The sequence below is a fragment of the Kitasatospora sp. NPDC053308 genome (assembly GCF_055585785.1).
This window is the reverse complement of sequence record NZ_JBVJJY010000006.1, coordinates 362,464-378,481: the sequence shown is the minus strand read 5'-3', so window position 1 is coordinate 378,481 and position 16,018 is coordinate 362,464. Positions and strand designations below refer to the sequence as shown.

The following is a 16,018-nucleotide window of genomic DNA, read 5'->3' as shown; positions in this document are numbered from 1 at the left end:
CGCACTGGGAATCTACTGACCGGTAGCCGCGTTGCCCTGCGATTGCAGGGCGGCAGGCCCGGCGAAGGCCGTACAACCACAGGCGTACCCTGGGGGTACCCCGTCTAGTTCTAGGAGTCGCACGTGTCCGCTGTCGCGCCCGACGGCAGGAAGCTGCTCCGCCTGGAGGTCCGCAACAGCGAGACCCCCATCGAGCGGAAGCCCGAGTGGATCAAGACCCGCGCGAAGATGGGCCCGGAGTACAACGCCCTCCAGTCGCTGGTGAAGAAGGAGGGGCTGCACACGGTCTGCCAGGAGGCCGGCTGCCCCAACATCTTCGAGTGCTGGGAGGACCGCGAGGCGACCTTCCTCATCGGCGGCGACCAGTGCACCCGCCGCTGCGACTTCTGTCAGATCGACACCGGCAAGCCCGCCGAGTTCGACCGCGACGAGCCGCGCCGGGTCGCCGAGTCCATCGTCACCATGGACCTCAACTACGCCACCATCACCGGCGTCGCCCGCGACGACCTGGAGGACGGCGGCGCCTGGCTGTACGCCGAGACCGTGCGCCAGGTGCACGCGATGACCGCCGACCGCGCGGGCGGCCGCACCGGCGTCGAGCTGCTGATCCCCGACTTCAACGCCGTGCCCGAGCAGCTGGCCGAGGTCTTCTCCTCCCGTCCCGAGGTGCTCGCGCACAACGTCGAGACGGTGCCGCGGATCTTCAAGCGGATCCGCCCGGCCTTCCGCTACGAGCGCTCGCTGGACGTCATCACCCAGGCCCGCGCGGCCGGGCTGGTCACCAAGTCCAACCTGATCCTCGGCATGGGCGAGACCCGCGAGGAGGTCAGCCAGGCCCTGGCCGACCTGGTCGGCGCCGGCTGCGAGCTGATCACCATCACCCAGTACCTGCGCCCCTCGCTGCGCCACCACCCGGTGGAGCGCTGGGTCAAGCCGCAGGAGTTCGTCGAGCTCCAGGAGGAGGCCGAGGAGCTGGGCTTCGCGGGCGTCATGTCCGGCCCGCTGGTGCGTTCCTCGTACCGGGCCGGCCGGCTGTACCGGCAGGCGCTGGAGCGGCGCGAGCAGGCCGCGGTCTGACGGTCGGGCACCGACGGGCCCCGGTCGGGTTTGAGCCATTGGAAGGGCGGAGCCACGGCTCCGCCCTTCCGGGTTTCACCACGCTTTGACTGCCTGGTCACGGGCTGGTAACACGAGGTGGGGACGATGGACGCCCGGCGAGCGTTCGATTCATCCCGGCCACGCCCGACCGAGCGCAACCGAGCTCGGCCGGTCCGGGCAGAGCTGGACCGGGCTCAGCCGAGCTCGGCGGAGCCCGGCCACGAGAGGAGCTGTTCGGCATGGAGATGCGGATCCGGTCGATGGGGGCGGCGCTGCGGTTCGCCGAGAGCGTCCTGCTGGCGCCCGGCCAGCGGCACGCCCGGCGCAACGCCTGGGCGGCCGTGTGCGAGAACCGCCGGTACGCGGCGGACCGCCGGCACGACGCGGTGGCGGCGTCCGGGCCGGCGGAACCGGCCGAAGCCAGGTCCGTACGGCACTGAGGCCGCGGCGCCCGGGGCGCCGGAGCCGCGACGTCGCTGTGCGCGACGGTGTGCGGGCACACGGGTCACGGTTCGGGCGAACGGGTACCCGGGCTTGGATATCCCGTACCGGTGCCACGTACCATGAGCGTTATGGCGAGGGAAACATCCGAGAACCCCGGGCGACTGAAGCAGATCCGCCTGGCGTACACCATGACCAAGAAGGTCGACACCAAGATCGGCCTGATCATCGCCGGCGTCGGCCTGCTGACCTTCGGCGTGTTCCTCGCCATCGGCTTCGCGATCGACCACCCCGTCTACCTGGGCATCCTGGGCTTCATCGTGGCCGTGCTGGCCATGGCGATCGTCTTCGGGCGCCGGGCCGAGCGCGCCGCGTTCGGGCAGATGGAGGGGCAGCCGGGCGCCGTCGCGGCGGTGCTGAACAACATCCGGCGCGGCTGGAGCTCCAACACCACCCCGGTCGCGGTCACCCGCAACCAGGACGCGGTCTACCGCGCGGTGGGCCGGGCCGGCATCGCGCTGATCGGCGAGGGCAACCCGAACCGGGTGCGCCAGCTGCTGGCCTCCGAGAAGAAGAAGATGGCCCGCGTGGTCGGCGACGTGCCGGTGCACGACATCGTCGTCGGCAACGGCGAGGGCGAGATCCCGCTGAAGAAGCTGCAGATCCACCTCATGCGCCTGCCCCGCGCCATCACCGCCGCCCAGGTCACCGAGACCAACGACCGGCTGCGCGCGCTGGGCGACCTGCTCTCCAAGGCGCCGATCCCCAAGGGCCCGATGCCGAAGGGCGCCCGGATGCCCAAGGGCGGCCAGGCCCGCTGACCTCCCCCGACCACACCAGAACGGCCCCGCCGCGGAAGCTCCGCGGCGGGGCCGTTTCGTCGTCCCGAGGGGGCCGGGCTTTCGCCGTCCCGAGGGGCCAGGGCGTCAGATCCGGACCTCGACGGTGCCGACCGCCTTGTCGTGCAGGCCGCGGGTGTCGCGGTCCCAGACCAGCGGGGGCACCACCAGGCAGAGCAGCAGGGTGCGCAGCAGGACCTGCGGGATGGTCGCGCGGCCGCCGTCCAGGCGGACCACCCGGAGGCCGAACAGCCGCTTGCCGACCGTCGTGCCGGTGGTGGCCAGCAGCAGGGCCGCGACGAGGAAGAACAACGGGCAGGTCCACAGGTTGGCCTCGCCCGCGTCGCCGCGGGCGATCAGGCCGTACGAGATCAGGGAGACGAGCCAGCCGTCCACGAACAGCGCGCCGATCCGGCGGCCGGGGCCGGCCAGCGAGCCGGGGCCCTCCTCGGGCAGTCCGAGGCGCTCGCCGCGGTAGCCGAAGTCGGCGCCCATCTTCTCGGCGGCCGCCTTGGGGCCGTCGATCCACGATCCCAACGCTTCTCTGGTGTCCACGAATCCACACTAACCGGGCTGACGGCGCGCGCCGTCACCGGCACCCCTCCGGGCGGGGCGCCCGTCCACGACCGGGTGAATCCCCCGTGCGGGGCGTTCCCCGCCGCCCCACCAGTGGTCCAGACCACTTGCGGGGGGCGGCCCAGGTGGGCGGGGTGATTTGCCCCGTCCCGTACGTCTTTGCCGCCCGGCACGGGGGCGTGGTTAACATCGAGGAAACGAGCGGGTCACCGGCCGGAAACGACCCATTCCTAGGGTGAGCCCCATTCGCACGCCGAGGAGGATGGATGTTCAACAACGCCGCCGAAGTGAAGCAGTTCATCCAGGACAACGACGTGAAGTTCGTCGATGTCCGGTTCTGCGACCTGCCGGGCGTCTTGCAGCACTTCTCCGTACCTGCGGCGACCTTCGATCCGTCCGAGATCCTGATGTTCGACGGCTCGTCGATCCGCGGCTTCCAGGCCATCCACGAGTCCGACATGGCCCTCGTCCCGGACCTCGCCACCGCACGCCTCGACCCCTTCCGGGCCGAGAAGCACCTCAACATCAACTTCTTCATCCAGGACCCGGTCACCGGCGAGGCGTACAGCCGCGACCCGCGCAACGTCGCCAAGAAGGCGGAGGCCTACCTCGCCTCCTCCGGCATCGCCGACACCGCGTACTTCGGGCCCGAGGCCGAGTTCTACGTCTTCGACTCGGTCCGCTTCGAGACCAGCGCCAACGCGTCGTTCTACCACATCGATTCGGAGGCCGGCGCCTGGAACAGCGGCGCCGCCGAGGGCGACGCGCGCGGCTACAAGGTCAAGTACAAGGGCGGCTACTTCCCGGTGCCGCCCGTCGACCACTTCGCCGACCTGCGGGCCGAGATGTCGCTGGAGCTCGCCAAGGCCGGGCTGGAGGTCGAGCGCCAGCACCACGAGGTCGGCACGGCCGGCCAGGCGGAGATCAACTACCGGTTCAACACCCTGCTGCACGCCGCCGACGACCTGATGCTGTTCAAGTACATCATCAAGAACGTCGCCTGGCGGAACGGCAAGACCGCCACCTTCATGCCGAAGCCGATCTTCGGCGACAACGGCTCGGGCATGCACGTCCACCAGTCGCTGTGGACCGACGGCTCGCCGCTCTTCTACGACGAGCAGGGCTACGCCGGCCTCTCCGACACCGCCCGCTACTACATCGGCGGCCTGCTGCGGCACGCCCCCTCGCTGCTCGCGTTCACCAACCCCTCGGTGAACTCCTACCACCGCCTGGTGCCGGGCTTCGAGGCCCCGGTCAACCTGGTCTACTCGCAGCGCAACCGCTCGGCCGCGATCCGCATCCCGATCACCGGCTCCAACGCCAAGGCCAAGCGCATCGAGTTCCGCGCCCCGGACCCGTCCTCCAACCCCTACCTGGCCTTCTCCGCCATGCTGATGGCCGGCCTCGACGGCATCCGCAACAAGATCGAGCCGCTGGAGCCGGTCGACAAGGACCTCTACGAGCTGGCCCCCGAGGAGCACGCCAACGTCCCGCAGGTGCCCTCCTCGCTCCCGGCCGTCCTGGAGGCGCTGGAGGCCGACCACGAGTACCTGCTCGCCGGCAACGTCTTCACGCCGGACCTGATCGAGACCTGGATCGACTTCAAGCGCACCAACGAGATCGCCCCGATCGCCCTCCGGCCCCACCCGCACGAGTTCGAGCTCTACTACGACCTGTAGGCACGCGCCCGGCGTACGGCTCCGGCCCGGTGCTCGCGGATCTCCGCGGGTGCCGGGCCGGGGTCGTTGTGCGGCGGGTGGCCGCGGGGTGTCAGGGGCCGGGCGGGGCGGGGGCGTCGCCGAGGTTGTCGAGCAGGCCGTTGATGGCGATGAGGTAGCCGAGTTGGGCGCGGCTGTTGCTGCCGAGGCGCTCGGAGATCTTGCGGACGTGCTCGGCGACGCTGCGCCGGCTCATGCCGACGCGGCGGGCGACGCTCTCGTCGGTCTCGCCGGAGATGATGCCGTGCAGGATGGCGCGCTGGACGTCGGAGGTGATCGGTGCGCTGCGGCGCAGGGAGCCGTCGATGACGATGGCGCGGTCCCAGGCGTGCTCGAAGACCCGCACCAGGTAGCGGACGATCGCGGGCTGGCGGATCTCCAGGGCGGCGGTGCTCCGCTCGTCCTGGACCGGGATGAAGGCGACCTCGCGGTCGACCACCACCAGGCGGTCGAGGACCTCGGCGGTGGTCCGCACCTGGGCGCCCGCCTCGGTGATCCGCTCGATGTAGGACATGGTGGGCGAGTCCGAGCGCACGGCGTGCTGGTAGAGCGTGCGCTGGACCACCCCGGCCCGGAGCCTGGGGATCTCGTGCTCCAGCGCGCGCTCCAGCAGTTCGTGCGGGCGGGCGCCGCCGGGCTGGGCGGTGAGCAGTTCGGTCCGGCAGCCGTCCACCGCCGCGCCGAGCACGTCGCTGATGGTCTCGGACCCCTGCAGCAGCGCGTACCCGGGTTTCTCGCGCCGCCTGGCGTCCGCGTAGACGCCCTCCAGCGCGGTGAAGACGGCCCGGGTGGAACGGGCGGCCTCCTCCAGCGCGGCGATCCTGCGCTCCATCGGCCGGACGACGAAGCCGGAGGCCGTCGACGGCGGCAGCACATGGACGAGCTCCGGATTTTCCGGGCTTTCCGCCATGAGCCGCAAGGCGATCAGACAGTCGGGTGTGTCCGCGCGCGGAACGGCCTGCTCTGCCACGGCAGTTCGGTAAAACTGCAGCGCGGCTTCGCACAATCCAGCGCCACCCGAGTAATCCGGGTTGTCCGTATTCGGGCAGGCTTGGCCCTGGTTCATAGAAGTGCAGCGCATGATTGTGCATCATAGGTCGGCTTCATGATGGCCCCCGGGGGGGCCTCACAACAGTGCAGCGCGCATTCGTGCAGGCCAATCCGCTGGCCACCCGGGCCCGGTTCTCGACAGGATGGGCGCAACGGGGAAAACGACTCCCCGGGAGACTCGAAAGTACGGGGGCCGCTATGCCGAAGTCCACTGTTCACCGTTTCGCCGCAGCGATCGCGGCGGCCGTCTGCGCCCTGGCCGTGATCGGCTTCGCCGCCGGCGGTCCGGGGCACAGCGGGCGTCCGGGCACCGCGGCCACGGTGGCCGACTCGCAGTGGGGCAACGCGCCCGTCCGTTCGTAGCCCACCTCGCCACTCCACGAGGGGTCGCCGTGAGAATCGCGGTGGTGGGCAGCGGGGGGCTCGGCGGGTATCTCGGCGGTCGCCTCGCGGCGGCCGGGCGGGACGTGCACTTCGTCGCGCGGGGCGCGCACCTGGAGGCCCTCCGGCGGCACGGACTCACCGTGCAGAGCCCGACCGAGGGCTTCTCCGTACGGTCGGTGCGGGCCACCGCCGACGCCCGGGAGATCGGCCGGGTCGACTACGTCCTCCTCGGCGTCAGGACGTGGCAGGCGCCCTCGGCCCTGGCCGGGGCGGGGCCGCTGATCGGGCCCGGCACGGCGGTGGTGACCTTGCAGAACGGCGTGCTGACGCCCGAGGAGGTCGCCGAGGTCTTCGGCCGTGACGCGGTGCTGCCCGGCGTCGCGAAGGTCATCGCGTACCTCGACAGCCCGGGCCGGATCCACCACGTCGGTTCGGCCGGGACGCTGACCTTCGGCGAGTGGGACAACCGCGTCACCGAACGGGTGGAGCGGCTGCGCGACGCCCTGGGCGACGCCGGGCTGAACCCGGTGGTCGCCGAGGACATCTGGGCGGACCTCTGGACGAAGTTCCTGCTCGTCGCACCGCCGGGCGGGCTGGGCGCGGTGGCCGACGCACCCGTCGGCACACTGCGCTCCCACCCGGGCACCCGGCGGCTGCTCGTCGAGGCCATGACGGAGGTCCACCGCGTCGCCGAGGCGCTGGGCGTCCGGCTGCCGGCGGACGTCGTGGACACCACCATGGCGCTGCTGGACCGGCAGCCCCCGGGCGGCATCTCCTCGCTGCACCGCGACATCCGGTCGGGCAAGCCGTCCGAGATCGAGGCCTGGATCGGGGCCGTGGTCCGCCTCGGCGCGAGGACGGACACCGCGACCCCGGTCAACCGGTTCCTGTACGAGGTGCTGAGTCTGCGCGCGGCCCAGACCGCGCTGACCACCGACTGGCCGTAACCGAGGTACATCGTGCCCAATCTGAAATTTGTCAACGCCGAAGAGAGTGTGGATTTCGAGGGCCACGTCGACCTGAAGGAGATGGGGGATTACATCACCTTCGGTTGCCGGTCCGGGAAATGCGGGATCTGTGCGGTTCGAGTGGTGAGCGGCGGCGACAACCTGTCGCCCCGGACTCCCCATGAGGAACGCCTCTTCGACCTCCTCGAAATGGACGACCCGGCGGTGCGGCTCGCCTGCCAGAGCCGGGCCTACGGCGACGCCGTCCTCTTCGAAATCAACTAATCAACCAGCAGTCCATACCCACTGGAGGGATCCGTCATGGAGAACAAGAACCGTCTGACCGACACCGCCCTGCTGCGCCGCAAGCCCTTCCTGTCCGGCGAGGACAGCAAGCGCGTGAAGCAGGAGATCGACACCTTCCTGGACGGGAAGATCGAGGAGTGGAACGCCACCGTTCCGTACGCGCGCCACCTGGAGGGCAGCGACGTCAACCTGGCGTACTACAAGCAGACGCTGGTCGAGCACGCCTGGCGCATCCGGCTGATGCGCACCGCGCAGGCCAACGCCCTGCACAAGATCACCCGCATCAACGCCGAGGCCGCCCAGCTCTACGCGGCCTACCAGGACGAGGAGATGCTGCACGACACGCTCTTCGTGAAGGACGCCGAGAAGGTCGGCATCTCGGCGGAGGAGATCTTCGCCACCGAGCCGAACTTCCACACCCGCCTGCTGGCCGGCTACCTCTACTTCGTCGCGGAGCACGAGAAGCCGCTCGGCGTGATCTGCTACAGCTACCTGGTCGAGTACACCACCCAGAAGATCACCCCGAAGCAGATCAAGGCGATGTCCGAGTCCCTCGGCAAGGACATGATCGTCGGCCAGGCCTCGCACCTGAACACCGACCTGGTCGAGGACCACACCCAGGACATGTGGGACATCCTCAGCCTCTTCATCGAGAGCGAGCAGGACATCGTCGACATCAAGCGCTACCTGGCCGAGATCCAGGAGCTGCTGAAGATGTTCTTCGTCGACCTGTACGAGCGCTTCGGCGACGAAGCGGCCAAGGCCGCCTGAACCGCACCGTCCCGCACCACTCGGTAACCCTGCCCGGCCGCCCGCCGCACCGCGGGCGGCCGGGCGGTCGAGAAGAGGATTCGTTCACGTGGCTGAGAAAACTGGATTCCTGATCCTCTCCCACCAATTGATGTCGATGGTGCCGCCACTGGCGGCCGCGCTCAAGCGCCGCGGGATCAGGGCGTACGTGCTGTCATCGAGCCCGACCCGCGAGGTGGAGGCGGCCTGGCAGGACGAGGTCGAGCTGGTGCGGATCACCGACGCGCCCGCCCTGCGCGGCTCGGACGTCGACCGGTTCCTGGCGGAGCTCTCGGCGGACGGCGTGCGGCTGCTCGGCTGCCTGACCGTCTGGGACGCCTACCGGGTGCTGATGGCCTACGCGAACCGCCGGATCGGCACCCCCGACCTGTCGGAGGAGACCGTCCGGGGCGTGCGCGACAAGCTGGCGATGCGCACCTTCCTGCGCGTCCAGGGGCTGTCGGAGGTGGCCGCCTGGCCCCTCACCGAGGCGCGCTTCGACGCGCTGGAGGACAAGTCCCGCTACTTCGTCAAGCCGCGCGAGGGGCTGGCCTCCATGGGTGCCTTCCGCGCCGACCGGCTCACCGGCGTCGCCGAACTCGACACCCTCTGGCAGCAGGCCTGCGCGGACCGCGCCTACGCCGGCGTCTTCGAGGGCGAACCGTCGTTCATCGTCGAGGAGTTCATCGACGGCGTCGAGTGCAGCTTCGAGACCAGCGTCACCGGCGACGTGATGACCGTGCACGCCGTGCACGAGAAGGTCGACATACGCCAGGCCGGCCGGACGACGCTGGAGAACGCCTGCGTCTGCCCGCCGCGCTCCCTCGACCCGGCCGAGGTGCGGCTGGGCGTCGAGCACGTCCAGCGCTGCCTGCGGGCCCTCGGCGTGGACACCGGCGTCCACCACGTGGAGGCCAGGTTCCAGCGCGGTCGCGGCTGGGAGATCGTCGAGGTCAACCCGCGGATCGGCGGGGCGTACATCGTGGCCAGCACGCTGCGGCACTGCGGCGTCGACGTCCTGGAACTCTGGATCGACCAGCTGCTCGGACGGCCCGCGGAGCCGCCGGCGGGCGAGGAACGCAGCACGTTCTTCCGGGTCTTCTACGGCGAGCCCGGCCGGCGAGTGGCACGGGTGGCCCGCGGAGCCGTACCGGTCGACCTGGTCGAGGACAAGCTGTTCGTCCGGGAGGGCGAGCGACTGCCGGACGTGGACCGGGAGATCTTCGTCGGCCAGGCGCTGTGGGACGTCACCTCGCTGAGCCCGGACGCCCTCGACGCGTTCCTCCGCGAGAGCGAGTCGCACCTCAGAATCGAGTACAGCGCGTGAACATCGTCATCCTGCACCGGATCCCCTTCCGGAAGATCCGCTACGACCTGGCGGTCGACCACCGGCAGCACACGGTGCGCTACCTCAGCGCCGCCGACGGCCTCGACGAGCTGCCCGCCGACGCGGAGCGCCGCCTGCTCGGCGTCCCGACCGACGACATCCAGGCGATGATCGAGCGCCACGGCGACTGGCTCGCCGACGCCGACCGGCTGATCGCCCGCTCCGAGTACGACCTGCTGCCGGCCGCCCTGCTGCGGGAGAAGTTCGGCATCCCCGGCGACCTGCCGGGCGCGGTGCTCCCGGTCCGCGACAAGTGGCTGATGCGCACCCTCGCCGAACGGGCCGGGATCCCGCAGCCCGCGTTCCGGAGCGTCGAGGCCTTCCGCGCCGACCCGCCGCGCGAGGGCACCTACCTGATCAAGCCCCGGCTGGAGGCCTCCAGCACCGGCATCGAACTGGGCCCGGCCGACGCCGTCCTCGACCGGCTCGAAGCCGTGCCGGACCCGGACGCGGTCTTCGTCGAGGAGTTCGTCCCGGGCGAGATCTGGCACCTCGACGGCTGCCTGCGCGACGGGGAGCTCCTGGCCCTGGTCAGCAGCGTCTACGTGGGCGACTGCCTCGCCTACGCGCACGGCAGCCCGCTGGGCTCCGCCCAGACCCCCGACCAGCCGGAGGCCGTCGACCTGCTGCGCCGCACCCTGGCCGCCCTCGGACAGCGCCACGGCTGCTTCCACTTCGAGGCCATCCGCGAGCCCGACGGCCGCTTCCGCTTCCTGGAGACCGCCAGCCGGATCGGCGGGGCCGGGGTCGCCGAGACCTTCGAGCTCCGCACCGGCGTCGACCTCTACCAGGCCGACCTGCGCTACCAGCTCTGGGGCGACACCGGGCCGGTCGAGCCGCGGCCGTCGCAGGACCACTACGGCTGGTTCGTCTTCCCCGGGCACCACCGGACGGAGCGGGCCGCCGTCGACTTCGACCCGCAGCGGTTCGGGACGCGACTGCGCTCCTACGTCCACAACCCCCGCCCCGCCGCGCACGCGGGCCGGATCAGTTACGCCACCGCGGCGACGCCGCTGTCCGGGGTGGTCCAGGGCAGCGCACCCGAGGTGCTCCGCACCCTCGGTGAGATCCTCACCCAGCCGGCCGGGGCGCCCTCCGGGCCGGCAGTCATGGAGCAGCGATGAGCAACCCGTGCTTGGTGGTGACGGGGTACAACAACACCCGCATCTACGACATCGCCAAACTGCGCGACCTCTGCCACAGCGCCTACCGGGCCCGGCTCGTGCTGATCACCGAGCAGGCGAAGCCGCAGGACCACGACGCCGCCGACGTGGTGCTGGTCGCCCCGCTCGGCGCCGTCGAGTCGGCCGAAGCCGTCCGGCCCGTCGCCGCGGAACTGGGCCGGCGCGGCCTGCGGCCGATCGGCGTCCTGCCCTTCTCCGACCGCGGCGTCCCGCTGGGCGCCTGGCTGGCCCGGCACTTCGCGCTGCCCGGCGCCGAACCCCGCGAGGCCGAAGCCGGCCTGGACAAGCGGCACTACCGCGGGCTCGAGGCCGCCGCCGCGACGCACCCGGACGGCTTCCGGCCGCTGCTGAGCCTGCCCGCCCGCACCCTCGGCGAGTTCGAGGCGGCGGTCGCCCGGCTCGGCGGCACGGCGTTCGCCAAGCCGGCGAACGAGGGCAACAGCCGTGGCTGCCAGGTGGTTCCGGACCTCGCCCGGTGCCCGGAGATCTGGGCCGGACTCGCGCCGTACCACGACTCGGGCGTGATGGTCGAGACGCTGGTGCGCGACGCCCGCGAGTACAGCTGGGACTTCGTCGGCGGCACCCGCTGGCTCACCGAGAAGACCACCACGCAGGACCGTTTCCGCGCGGAGGTCCAGCAGATCGTGCCGGCCCCGCTGGAGCCGGACCTGGCGGCCGACCTGGACCGGGCGGGCGAGCACGTACGGCAGTTGGTCTCGCCGGGCAACGGCGCCTTCCACAACGAGCTGTTCCTGCGCGAGGAGGGCGTCTCGGCGGTGGAGACCAACATGCGCCCCGGCGGGATGCACATCTGGGACCTCGCCCGGCTGTCCTTCGAGGACTTCGACCCGTGGCGGGCGTGGCTGCGCTGGGCGGTGACCGGCGAGTTCCGGCCCGGCCGGCCGGAGCCGCGCGCGTTCAGCGGGATCCGCATGCTGCGCGCCCCCGGCGACGGCGTGCTGGCCTCGCTGCCCGACGTCCGGGCGCTCGCCGACTCGCTCGACATCCCGCTCCACCGGGCGGCCTTCGCCGTCTCGCCCGCGGACCGGGTGAGCGCCGACGTCACCGACAACGCGGGGTTCGTCGGCCACATCGTCCTGACCGCGGACGACGCCAAGACCCTGGTGGACCGGCTCGACGGCCTCGCCTCCGCGATCGAGGCACGGATCACGCTCCAGGACCGGTGACCGCCGTCAGGATCCACGACCGCCGTCAGGACCGGTGGCCACCGCCAGAACCGGTGACCGCCGTCAGGATCCGTGACCGCAGGACCGGTGACCACCGATCCGAGGGCGGATCCGACCACCATCCGGTGACGCACCGTCGGGGGCGCACCGCAACCGTCCCCGAGGAGGCGGAATGTACAACCGGCGCATCTGGGTCTTCCTGGGCTCGCGCGTCTTCTCCACGCTGGGCGACCAGTTGCTGCAGTTCGCGGTGCCGCTCATCGTCTACGACGCCACCGGCAGCGTGACGATGTCCGGACTGGCCTTCCTGATCGAATGGCTGCCACGGCTGACCTCGCTCCCCCTCGCCGGGCTGCTGGCCGACCGGGTCGGCGGCCGCCGGCTCTACACCACCGCCGACGTCCTGCGCGCCGCCGCCTGCCTGCTCACCGCCCTGGCGCTGGGCCAGTGGCCCGGCGAGACCTTCAAGCTGACCGCCGCCCTGATGGCGCTGTGCGCCTTCTGCTACGCCCAGGCGTTCATCGCGCTGGAGTCGACCGTGCCGCAGCTGGTGCCGAAGGAGGACCTCGCCAAGGCCCAGAGCCTGCTCCAGATGATCAACAGCGGCTCCGGGGTGCTCGGGCCGGCGGCGGGCGGGGCACTGCTCATCTGGATCCGGCCGGCCGACCTGCTCTGGGCGGCCGCCCTCGTCTTCGCCGTCAGTTCGTGCGGGGTGCTCTCGCTGCGCGGGCTCGGCGAGTCGGCCCCGGCCACGGCAGGGGCAGCCGGGGGCGCCGGGGCGGAACGGCGCAATGTGCTGCACGACCTGCGGGTCGGTGTGCGCAGCCTGCGGGCCGAGCCGGTCCTGCTCTCCCTGGTCGGGCTGACGATGACGGTCAACCTCATGGTCGGCATCTCCACGGCGACCGGCGCGGCCCTGACCGTCGGGCACTTCGGGCAGAGCGACAGCGTCTTCGCCTCGCTCCAGATGACGGTCGGGGTGCTCTCGCTGGCCACCCTGTTCCTGATGCCGTGGCTGCTGCGCAGGGTCTCGGTCTACCGGATCGGCATCGTCTCGTTCGCGGCGATCGCCGTCGGCGGCACGCTGGTCGCCGTGGCCCCGCTCTTCCCGCTCTACGTGCTCGGCTACGGCCTGTGCATCGGCATGTGCGGGCTCTTCAACGTCTTCATCCGGATCGAGCGGCTGCACTGGATCAAGGAGGCCGAACGCGGCCGGGTGATCAGCCTGATCGTGCTGCTCAACCAGAGCACCATGCCGCTCTCCGGACTGCTGGTCGCGGTGGTCGGCGGGTGGCTGCCCGTACAGGCGCTCTTCTTCGCGGTCGCGGCGCTGGCCGTCGTCGCGTACCTGCTGCTGTTCCGCCCCCTGCAGGGCCGGGCCGTCACCGCCCGCCCGGCCGAGGCCGCCGTCGCGGCCTGACGTCCTGCCCACCTCCGGTCCCCGAGACCCGGACCCGCAACCGAGGAAGACCGATGAGTCGCCAGGATTTCCACCCGCTCACCGTCCAGGACATCGGCCGGCCGGTCGAGGACGCCGTCACCGTCACCTTCGCCGTCCCCGCCGCGCTCCGCGAGGAGTTCCGGTACCAGCCGGGCCAGTACGTCATGGTCCGGAGCACCGACGCGGACGGCGAGGACGTCTGCCGCTCCTACTCGATCTGCCAGGCCCCGCCGGCCGACGACCACGCCCCGGCCTCGCTGCGGATCGCGGTCAAACTGCTCGGCCCGGGCGGCTTCGGCGAGTTCGCCCACGCCCGGCTGCGCCCGGGTGACACCGTCGACGTCCTGCCGCCGACCGGCCGGTTCCGGCTGCGGCCCGGACGCAGGCACCTCGCGGTCGCCGCGGGCTCCGGCATCACCCCGGTGCTCGCGATGGCCGAGGCCGCGCTGCGGCGCGGTGACGAGTTCGCGCTGATCCTCGGCAACCGCACGTCGGAGAGCGTGCTGTTCGCCGACGAGCTGGCCGAGCTCGGGCGCCGCCACGCCGAGCGCTTCACGGTGCTGCACGTGCTCTCCCGCGAGTCCGGGGACGATCCGCTGCGCACCGGGCGGATCGTCCCCGAGAAGCTGCCGGCCCTGATCGACGCGGCCGGCTGCGCGACCGCGGACCCGGAGCTGCAGTACTACCTGTGCGGCCCCGCCGGCCTGGTCGCCGCCGTCGGGTCGTTCCTCGCGGACGCCGGGGTCGAACGGCGTCGCGTCCACTGCGAGCGCTTCGTGGTGGCGGCCCTCGCGGGACTGTGACGCACCCCGACACCCCGTGGCACCGGACCACGCCGTTCGCGGCCCGGCGTCACGGGGTGTCGGGACGCCCGCGCCAAGGAGTGTCCGGGGTGAGGGCGAGGACGGCGAGGTCGTCGGCGAGCAGCCCCGCGTAGCGGTGGACGTCCTGGGCGAGGAAGGAGACCAGCCGGTCGGGTGCGGTGGTCCCGAGGGCGGCCAGGCGCGGGGCCAGCGGGTAGAAGGTGCCGGTGGCGTCCCGGGCCTCGCTGACGCCGTCGGTGTACAGCAGCACGGTGTGGCCCGCGGGCAGGGCGACGGCGACCGGCTTCCCGCGCTCCTCGGCGGGGCCGAGGTGGCCGAGGCCCAGCGGGAGTTCGTCCGCGCAGGGCACCGGGGAGATCGCGCCGCCGCCGAGCAGCAGCGGGGTGGTGTGGCCGCGGTTGACGATCTCCACGCAGTCGGAGCCCGGGCGGTACTGCAGCAGGACGGCCGTCGCGAACAGCTCGTCGTCGCCCCGGTCGGCGGCGTCGCGCAGGACCGCGCGGTCCAGCTGGTCGGCGAGGTCGACCAGCCCCGGGGTGTCGTGCGCGGCCGCGCGGAACGCGCCGAGCACGTCGGCGACCGTACGGACCGCGCCGAGGCCCTTGCCGCGGACGTCGCCGAGCAGCACCCGGACGCCGAAGCGGGTGTCGCAGACCTCGTACAGGTCCCCGCCGACGAGCACGTCGGCCTGCGCGGGGCGGTAGAGGCCGGCCACCCGCAGTCCGCCCGCCCGCTCCGGGACCGGCCGCAGCACCGTGCGCTGCAGGGTCTCGGCGACCGTACGGGCCTGCAGCAGGTGGCGGTTCTGCCGGGTGCGCTGCCAGGACAGCGCGGTGCCCATCACCCCGGAGAGCAGGGTGGCGATGTAGACCCAGACGTGGTGCTGCTCGTCGAGGTGGCCGGCACCAGGGCCAGGACGAGCTGGAGCGCCAGGGACCCGCCGGTGGCGGTGGCGGTGAGCACCGGGCCGTAGCTGAACGCGGCCACCACGGGCAGCGCGGTCAGCAGGAAGCCGGCCGCGACGGCGTCCGGGACGACGGCCTCGGCGAGCAGGTCCAGGGTCAGCAGGACGACCGGGAGCCACGGGACCCAGCGCGGCGCCCGCGGCTCCAGCACGGCCGGGCGCGAGGGGCGGGGTGCGGTGGGCACGGGCGGGACCTCCTGGCTGGCGACCGTCCCGGGGGCGACATCCGAAATGGCCGGTTTCGTCCCTCCATGCTCTCCCACGAACGGCCCAGCCACGAACGGCCGAACGTCCCGTCCCGCGGAGCCGGACGGGACGGGCCGCGTCGCCCCCTCCCCGCCCCGGTCGGCGGACGGTCGGCGGACGCCCACCGGCCGGGGCGGGCGGGCGTTCGGCGGCAGGGGCCGGCGGACGTCACCGGCCGGCTCCGCCACGGGCGGCTCCCGGGGCGGGAGGCTCCCCGCAGCCGGCTCCCGGGGCGGGCGGGGCCGGGTCGGTAGGCTGGCCGGCATGGAGATCTGGATCAACCCGCGGTGCAGCAAGTGCCGGACCGCCCTCGGCGAGCTGGACGACGCCGGGGTCGAGTACACCGTGCGGCGCTACCTGGAGGAGCCGCCGACCGCGGCCGAGCTGGAGCAGGTGCTGCAGCGCCTGGGCCTGGAGCCCTGGGACATCACCCGCACCGACGAGCAGGCCGCGAAGGACCTCGGGATGAAGGACTGGCCCAAGGAGGCGGGCGAGCGGGCCCGCTGGATCGCGGCGATGGCCGAGCACCCGATCCTGATCCAGCGCCCGATCATCACCGCGGACGACGGTCACGCCGTCGTGGCCCGCACCCCCGAGGCGCTCAAGTCCGTTCTGCCGTAGGGCTCGTGAGGTGGGC

18 protein-coding genes are annotated in these 16,018 nt (G+C 72.1%); 14 read left to right on the top strand and 4 right to left on the bottom strand.

The window, feature by feature from the left end:
- Positions 1–123: 123 nt before the first annotated feature.
- The 3 genes from lipA to ACZ6Y7_RS17145 all read left to right on the top strand — a co-directional run bounded on the left by lipA (position 124) and on the right by ACZ6Y7_RS17145 (position 2,360).
- The gene (gene lipA, locus ACZ6Y7_RS17155; protein ID WP_465758687.1) at positions 124–1,077 is read left to right on the top strand and encodes a lipoyl synthase; all 954 of its coding nucleotides are present in this window, start codon (positions 124–126) and stop codon (positions 1,075–1,077) included.
- 260 nt (positions 1,078–1,337) lie between these two features.
- Positions 1,338–1,538: an SCO2195 family GlnR-regulated protein gene (locus tag ACZ6Y7_RS17150; protein ID WP_465758686.1), complete on the top strand. Its 201-nt coding sequence runs from the start codon at positions 1,338–1,340 to the stop codon at positions 1,536–1,538.
- A gap of 123 nt (positions 1,539–1,661) precedes the next feature.
- Positions 1,662–2,360 (top strand): DUF4191 domain-containing protein, encoded by a 699-nt coding sequence (locus ACZ6Y7_RS17145; protein WP_465758685.1) that lies wholly within the window; start codon positions 1,662–1,664, stop codon positions 2,358–2,360.
- Between the two features lie 105 nt (positions 2,361–2,465).
- On the opposite strand, the gene ACZ6Y7_RS17140 is transcribed toward ACZ6Y7_RS17145, so the two are convergent.
- Complete coding sequence (locus ACZ6Y7_RS17140; protein WP_465758684.1) at positions 2,466–2,933, bottom strand: RDD family protein; 468 nt, start codon at positions 2,931–2,933, stop codon at positions 2,466–2,468.
- A 287-nt stretch (positions 2,934–3,220) separates the two neighbouring features.
- On the opposite strand from ACZ6Y7_RS17140, the gene glnA reads away from it, so the two are divergent.
- Complete coding sequence (gene glnA / locus ACZ6Y7_RS17135) at positions 3,221–4,633, top strand: type I glutamate--ammonia ligase (RefSeq protein ID WP_465758683.1); 1,413 nt, start codon at positions 3,221–3,223, stop codon at positions 4,631–4,633.
- A gap of 91 nt (positions 4,634–4,724) precedes the next feature.
- On the opposite strand, the gene ACZ6Y7_RS17130 is transcribed toward glnA, so the two are convergent.
- On the bottom strand, positions 4,725–5,642 hold the full coding sequence (locus tag ACZ6Y7_RS17130; protein ID WP_465758682.1) for a LuxR C-terminal-related transcriptional regulator: 918 nt from the start codon (positions 5,640–5,642) through the stop codon (positions 4,725–4,727).
- Between the two features lie 278 nt (positions 5,643–5,920).
- Here ACZ6Y7_RS17130 and ACZ6Y7_RS17125 point away from each other — a divergent pair, with 278 nt between their 5' ends.
- From ACZ6Y7_RS17125 to ACZ6Y7_RS17085, 9 genes are all read left to right on the top strand, one after another.
- A complete protein-coding gene (locus ACZ6Y7_RS17125; RefSeq protein ID WP_465758681.1) occupies positions 5,921–6,085 on the top strand; it encodes a hypothetical protein in 165 nt (54 codons plus the stop codon).
- Between the two features lie 29 nt (positions 6,086–6,114).
- Positions 6,115–7,053: a 2-dehydropantoate 2-reductase gene (locus ACZ6Y7_RS17120; RefSeq protein WP_465758680.1), complete on the top strand. Its 939-nt coding sequence runs from the start codon at positions 6,115–6,117 to the stop codon at positions 7,051–7,053.
- A 12-nt stretch (positions 7,054–7,065) separates the two neighbouring features.
- The gene (locus ACZ6Y7_RS17115; protein ID WP_465758679.1) at positions 7,066–7,338 is read left to right on the top strand and encodes a 2Fe-2S iron-sulfur cluster-binding protein; all 273 of its coding nucleotides are present in this window, start codon (positions 7,066–7,068) and stop codon (positions 7,336–7,338) included.
- A gap of 36 nt (positions 7,339–7,374) precedes the next feature.
- A complete protein-coding gene (locus ACZ6Y7_RS17110; RefSeq protein WP_465758678.1) occupies positions 7,375–8,130 on the top strand; it encodes an iron-containing redox enzyme family protein in 756 nt (251 codons plus the stop codon).
- A gap of 88 nt (positions 8,131–8,218) precedes the next feature.
- Entirely contained in the window at positions 8,219–9,475 is a 1,257-nt protein-coding gene (locus ACZ6Y7_RS17105) for an ATP-grasp domain-containing protein (protein WP_465758677.1), read from the top strand.
- A complete protein-coding gene (locus ACZ6Y7_RS17100) occupies positions 9,472–10,659 on the top strand; it encodes an ATP-grasp domain-containing protein (protein ID WP_465758676.1) in 1,188 nt (395 codons plus the stop codon). Before ACZ6Y7_RS17105 ends, ACZ6Y7_RS17100 begins: the two co-directional genes overlap by 4 nt.
- The gene (locus ACZ6Y7_RS17095; protein WP_465758675.1) at positions 10,656–11,906 is read left to right on the top strand and encodes a hypothetical protein; all 1,251 of its coding nucleotides are present in this window, start codon (positions 10,656–10,658) and stop codon (positions 11,904–11,906) included. Before ACZ6Y7_RS17100 ends, ACZ6Y7_RS17095 begins: the two co-directional genes overlap by 4 nt.
- A gap of 172 nt (positions 11,907–12,078) precedes the next feature.
- Positions 12,079–13,326 (top strand): MFS transporter, encoded by a 1,248-nt coding sequence (locus ACZ6Y7_RS17090; RefSeq protein ID WP_465758674.1) that lies wholly within the window; start codon positions 12,079–12,081, stop codon positions 13,324–13,326.
- 53 nt (positions 13,327–13,379) lie between these two features.
- A complete protein-coding gene (locus ACZ6Y7_RS17085; protein WP_465758673.1) occupies positions 13,380–14,150 on the top strand; it encodes an FAD-binding oxidoreductase in 771 nt (256 codons plus the stop codon).
- Between the two features lie 49 nt (positions 14,151–14,199).
- Here ACZ6Y7_RS17085 and ACZ6Y7_RS17080 read toward each other — a convergent pair whose 3' ends face one another.
- Both ACZ6Y7_RS17080 and ACZ6Y7_RS17075 read right to left on the bottom strand, forming a co-directional pair.
- Positions 14,200–15,012: a PP2C family protein-serine/threonine phosphatase gene (locus ACZ6Y7_RS17080; protein WP_465758672.1), complete on the bottom strand. Its 813-nt coding sequence runs from the start codon at positions 15,010–15,012 to the stop codon at positions 14,200–14,202.
- On the bottom strand, positions 15,012–15,320 hold the full coding sequence (locus tag ACZ6Y7_RS17075; RefSeq protein WP_465758671.1) for a hypothetical protein: 309 nt from the start codon (positions 15,318–15,320) through the stop codon (positions 15,012–15,014). The genes ACZ6Y7_RS17080 and ACZ6Y7_RS17075 overlap by 1 nt, the downstream gene beginning before the upstream one ends.
- A 325-nt stretch (positions 15,321–15,645) precedes the next feature.
- Between ACZ6Y7_RS17075 and ACZ6Y7_RS17070 the strand changes: the two genes are divergently transcribed.
- Complete coding sequence (locus ACZ6Y7_RS17070) at positions 15,646–16,002, top strand: arsenate reductase family protein (protein WP_465758670.1); 357 nt, start codon at positions 15,646–15,648, stop codon at positions 16,000–16,002.
- The last annotated feature ends 16 nt before the right edge of the window (positions 16,003–16,018 follow it).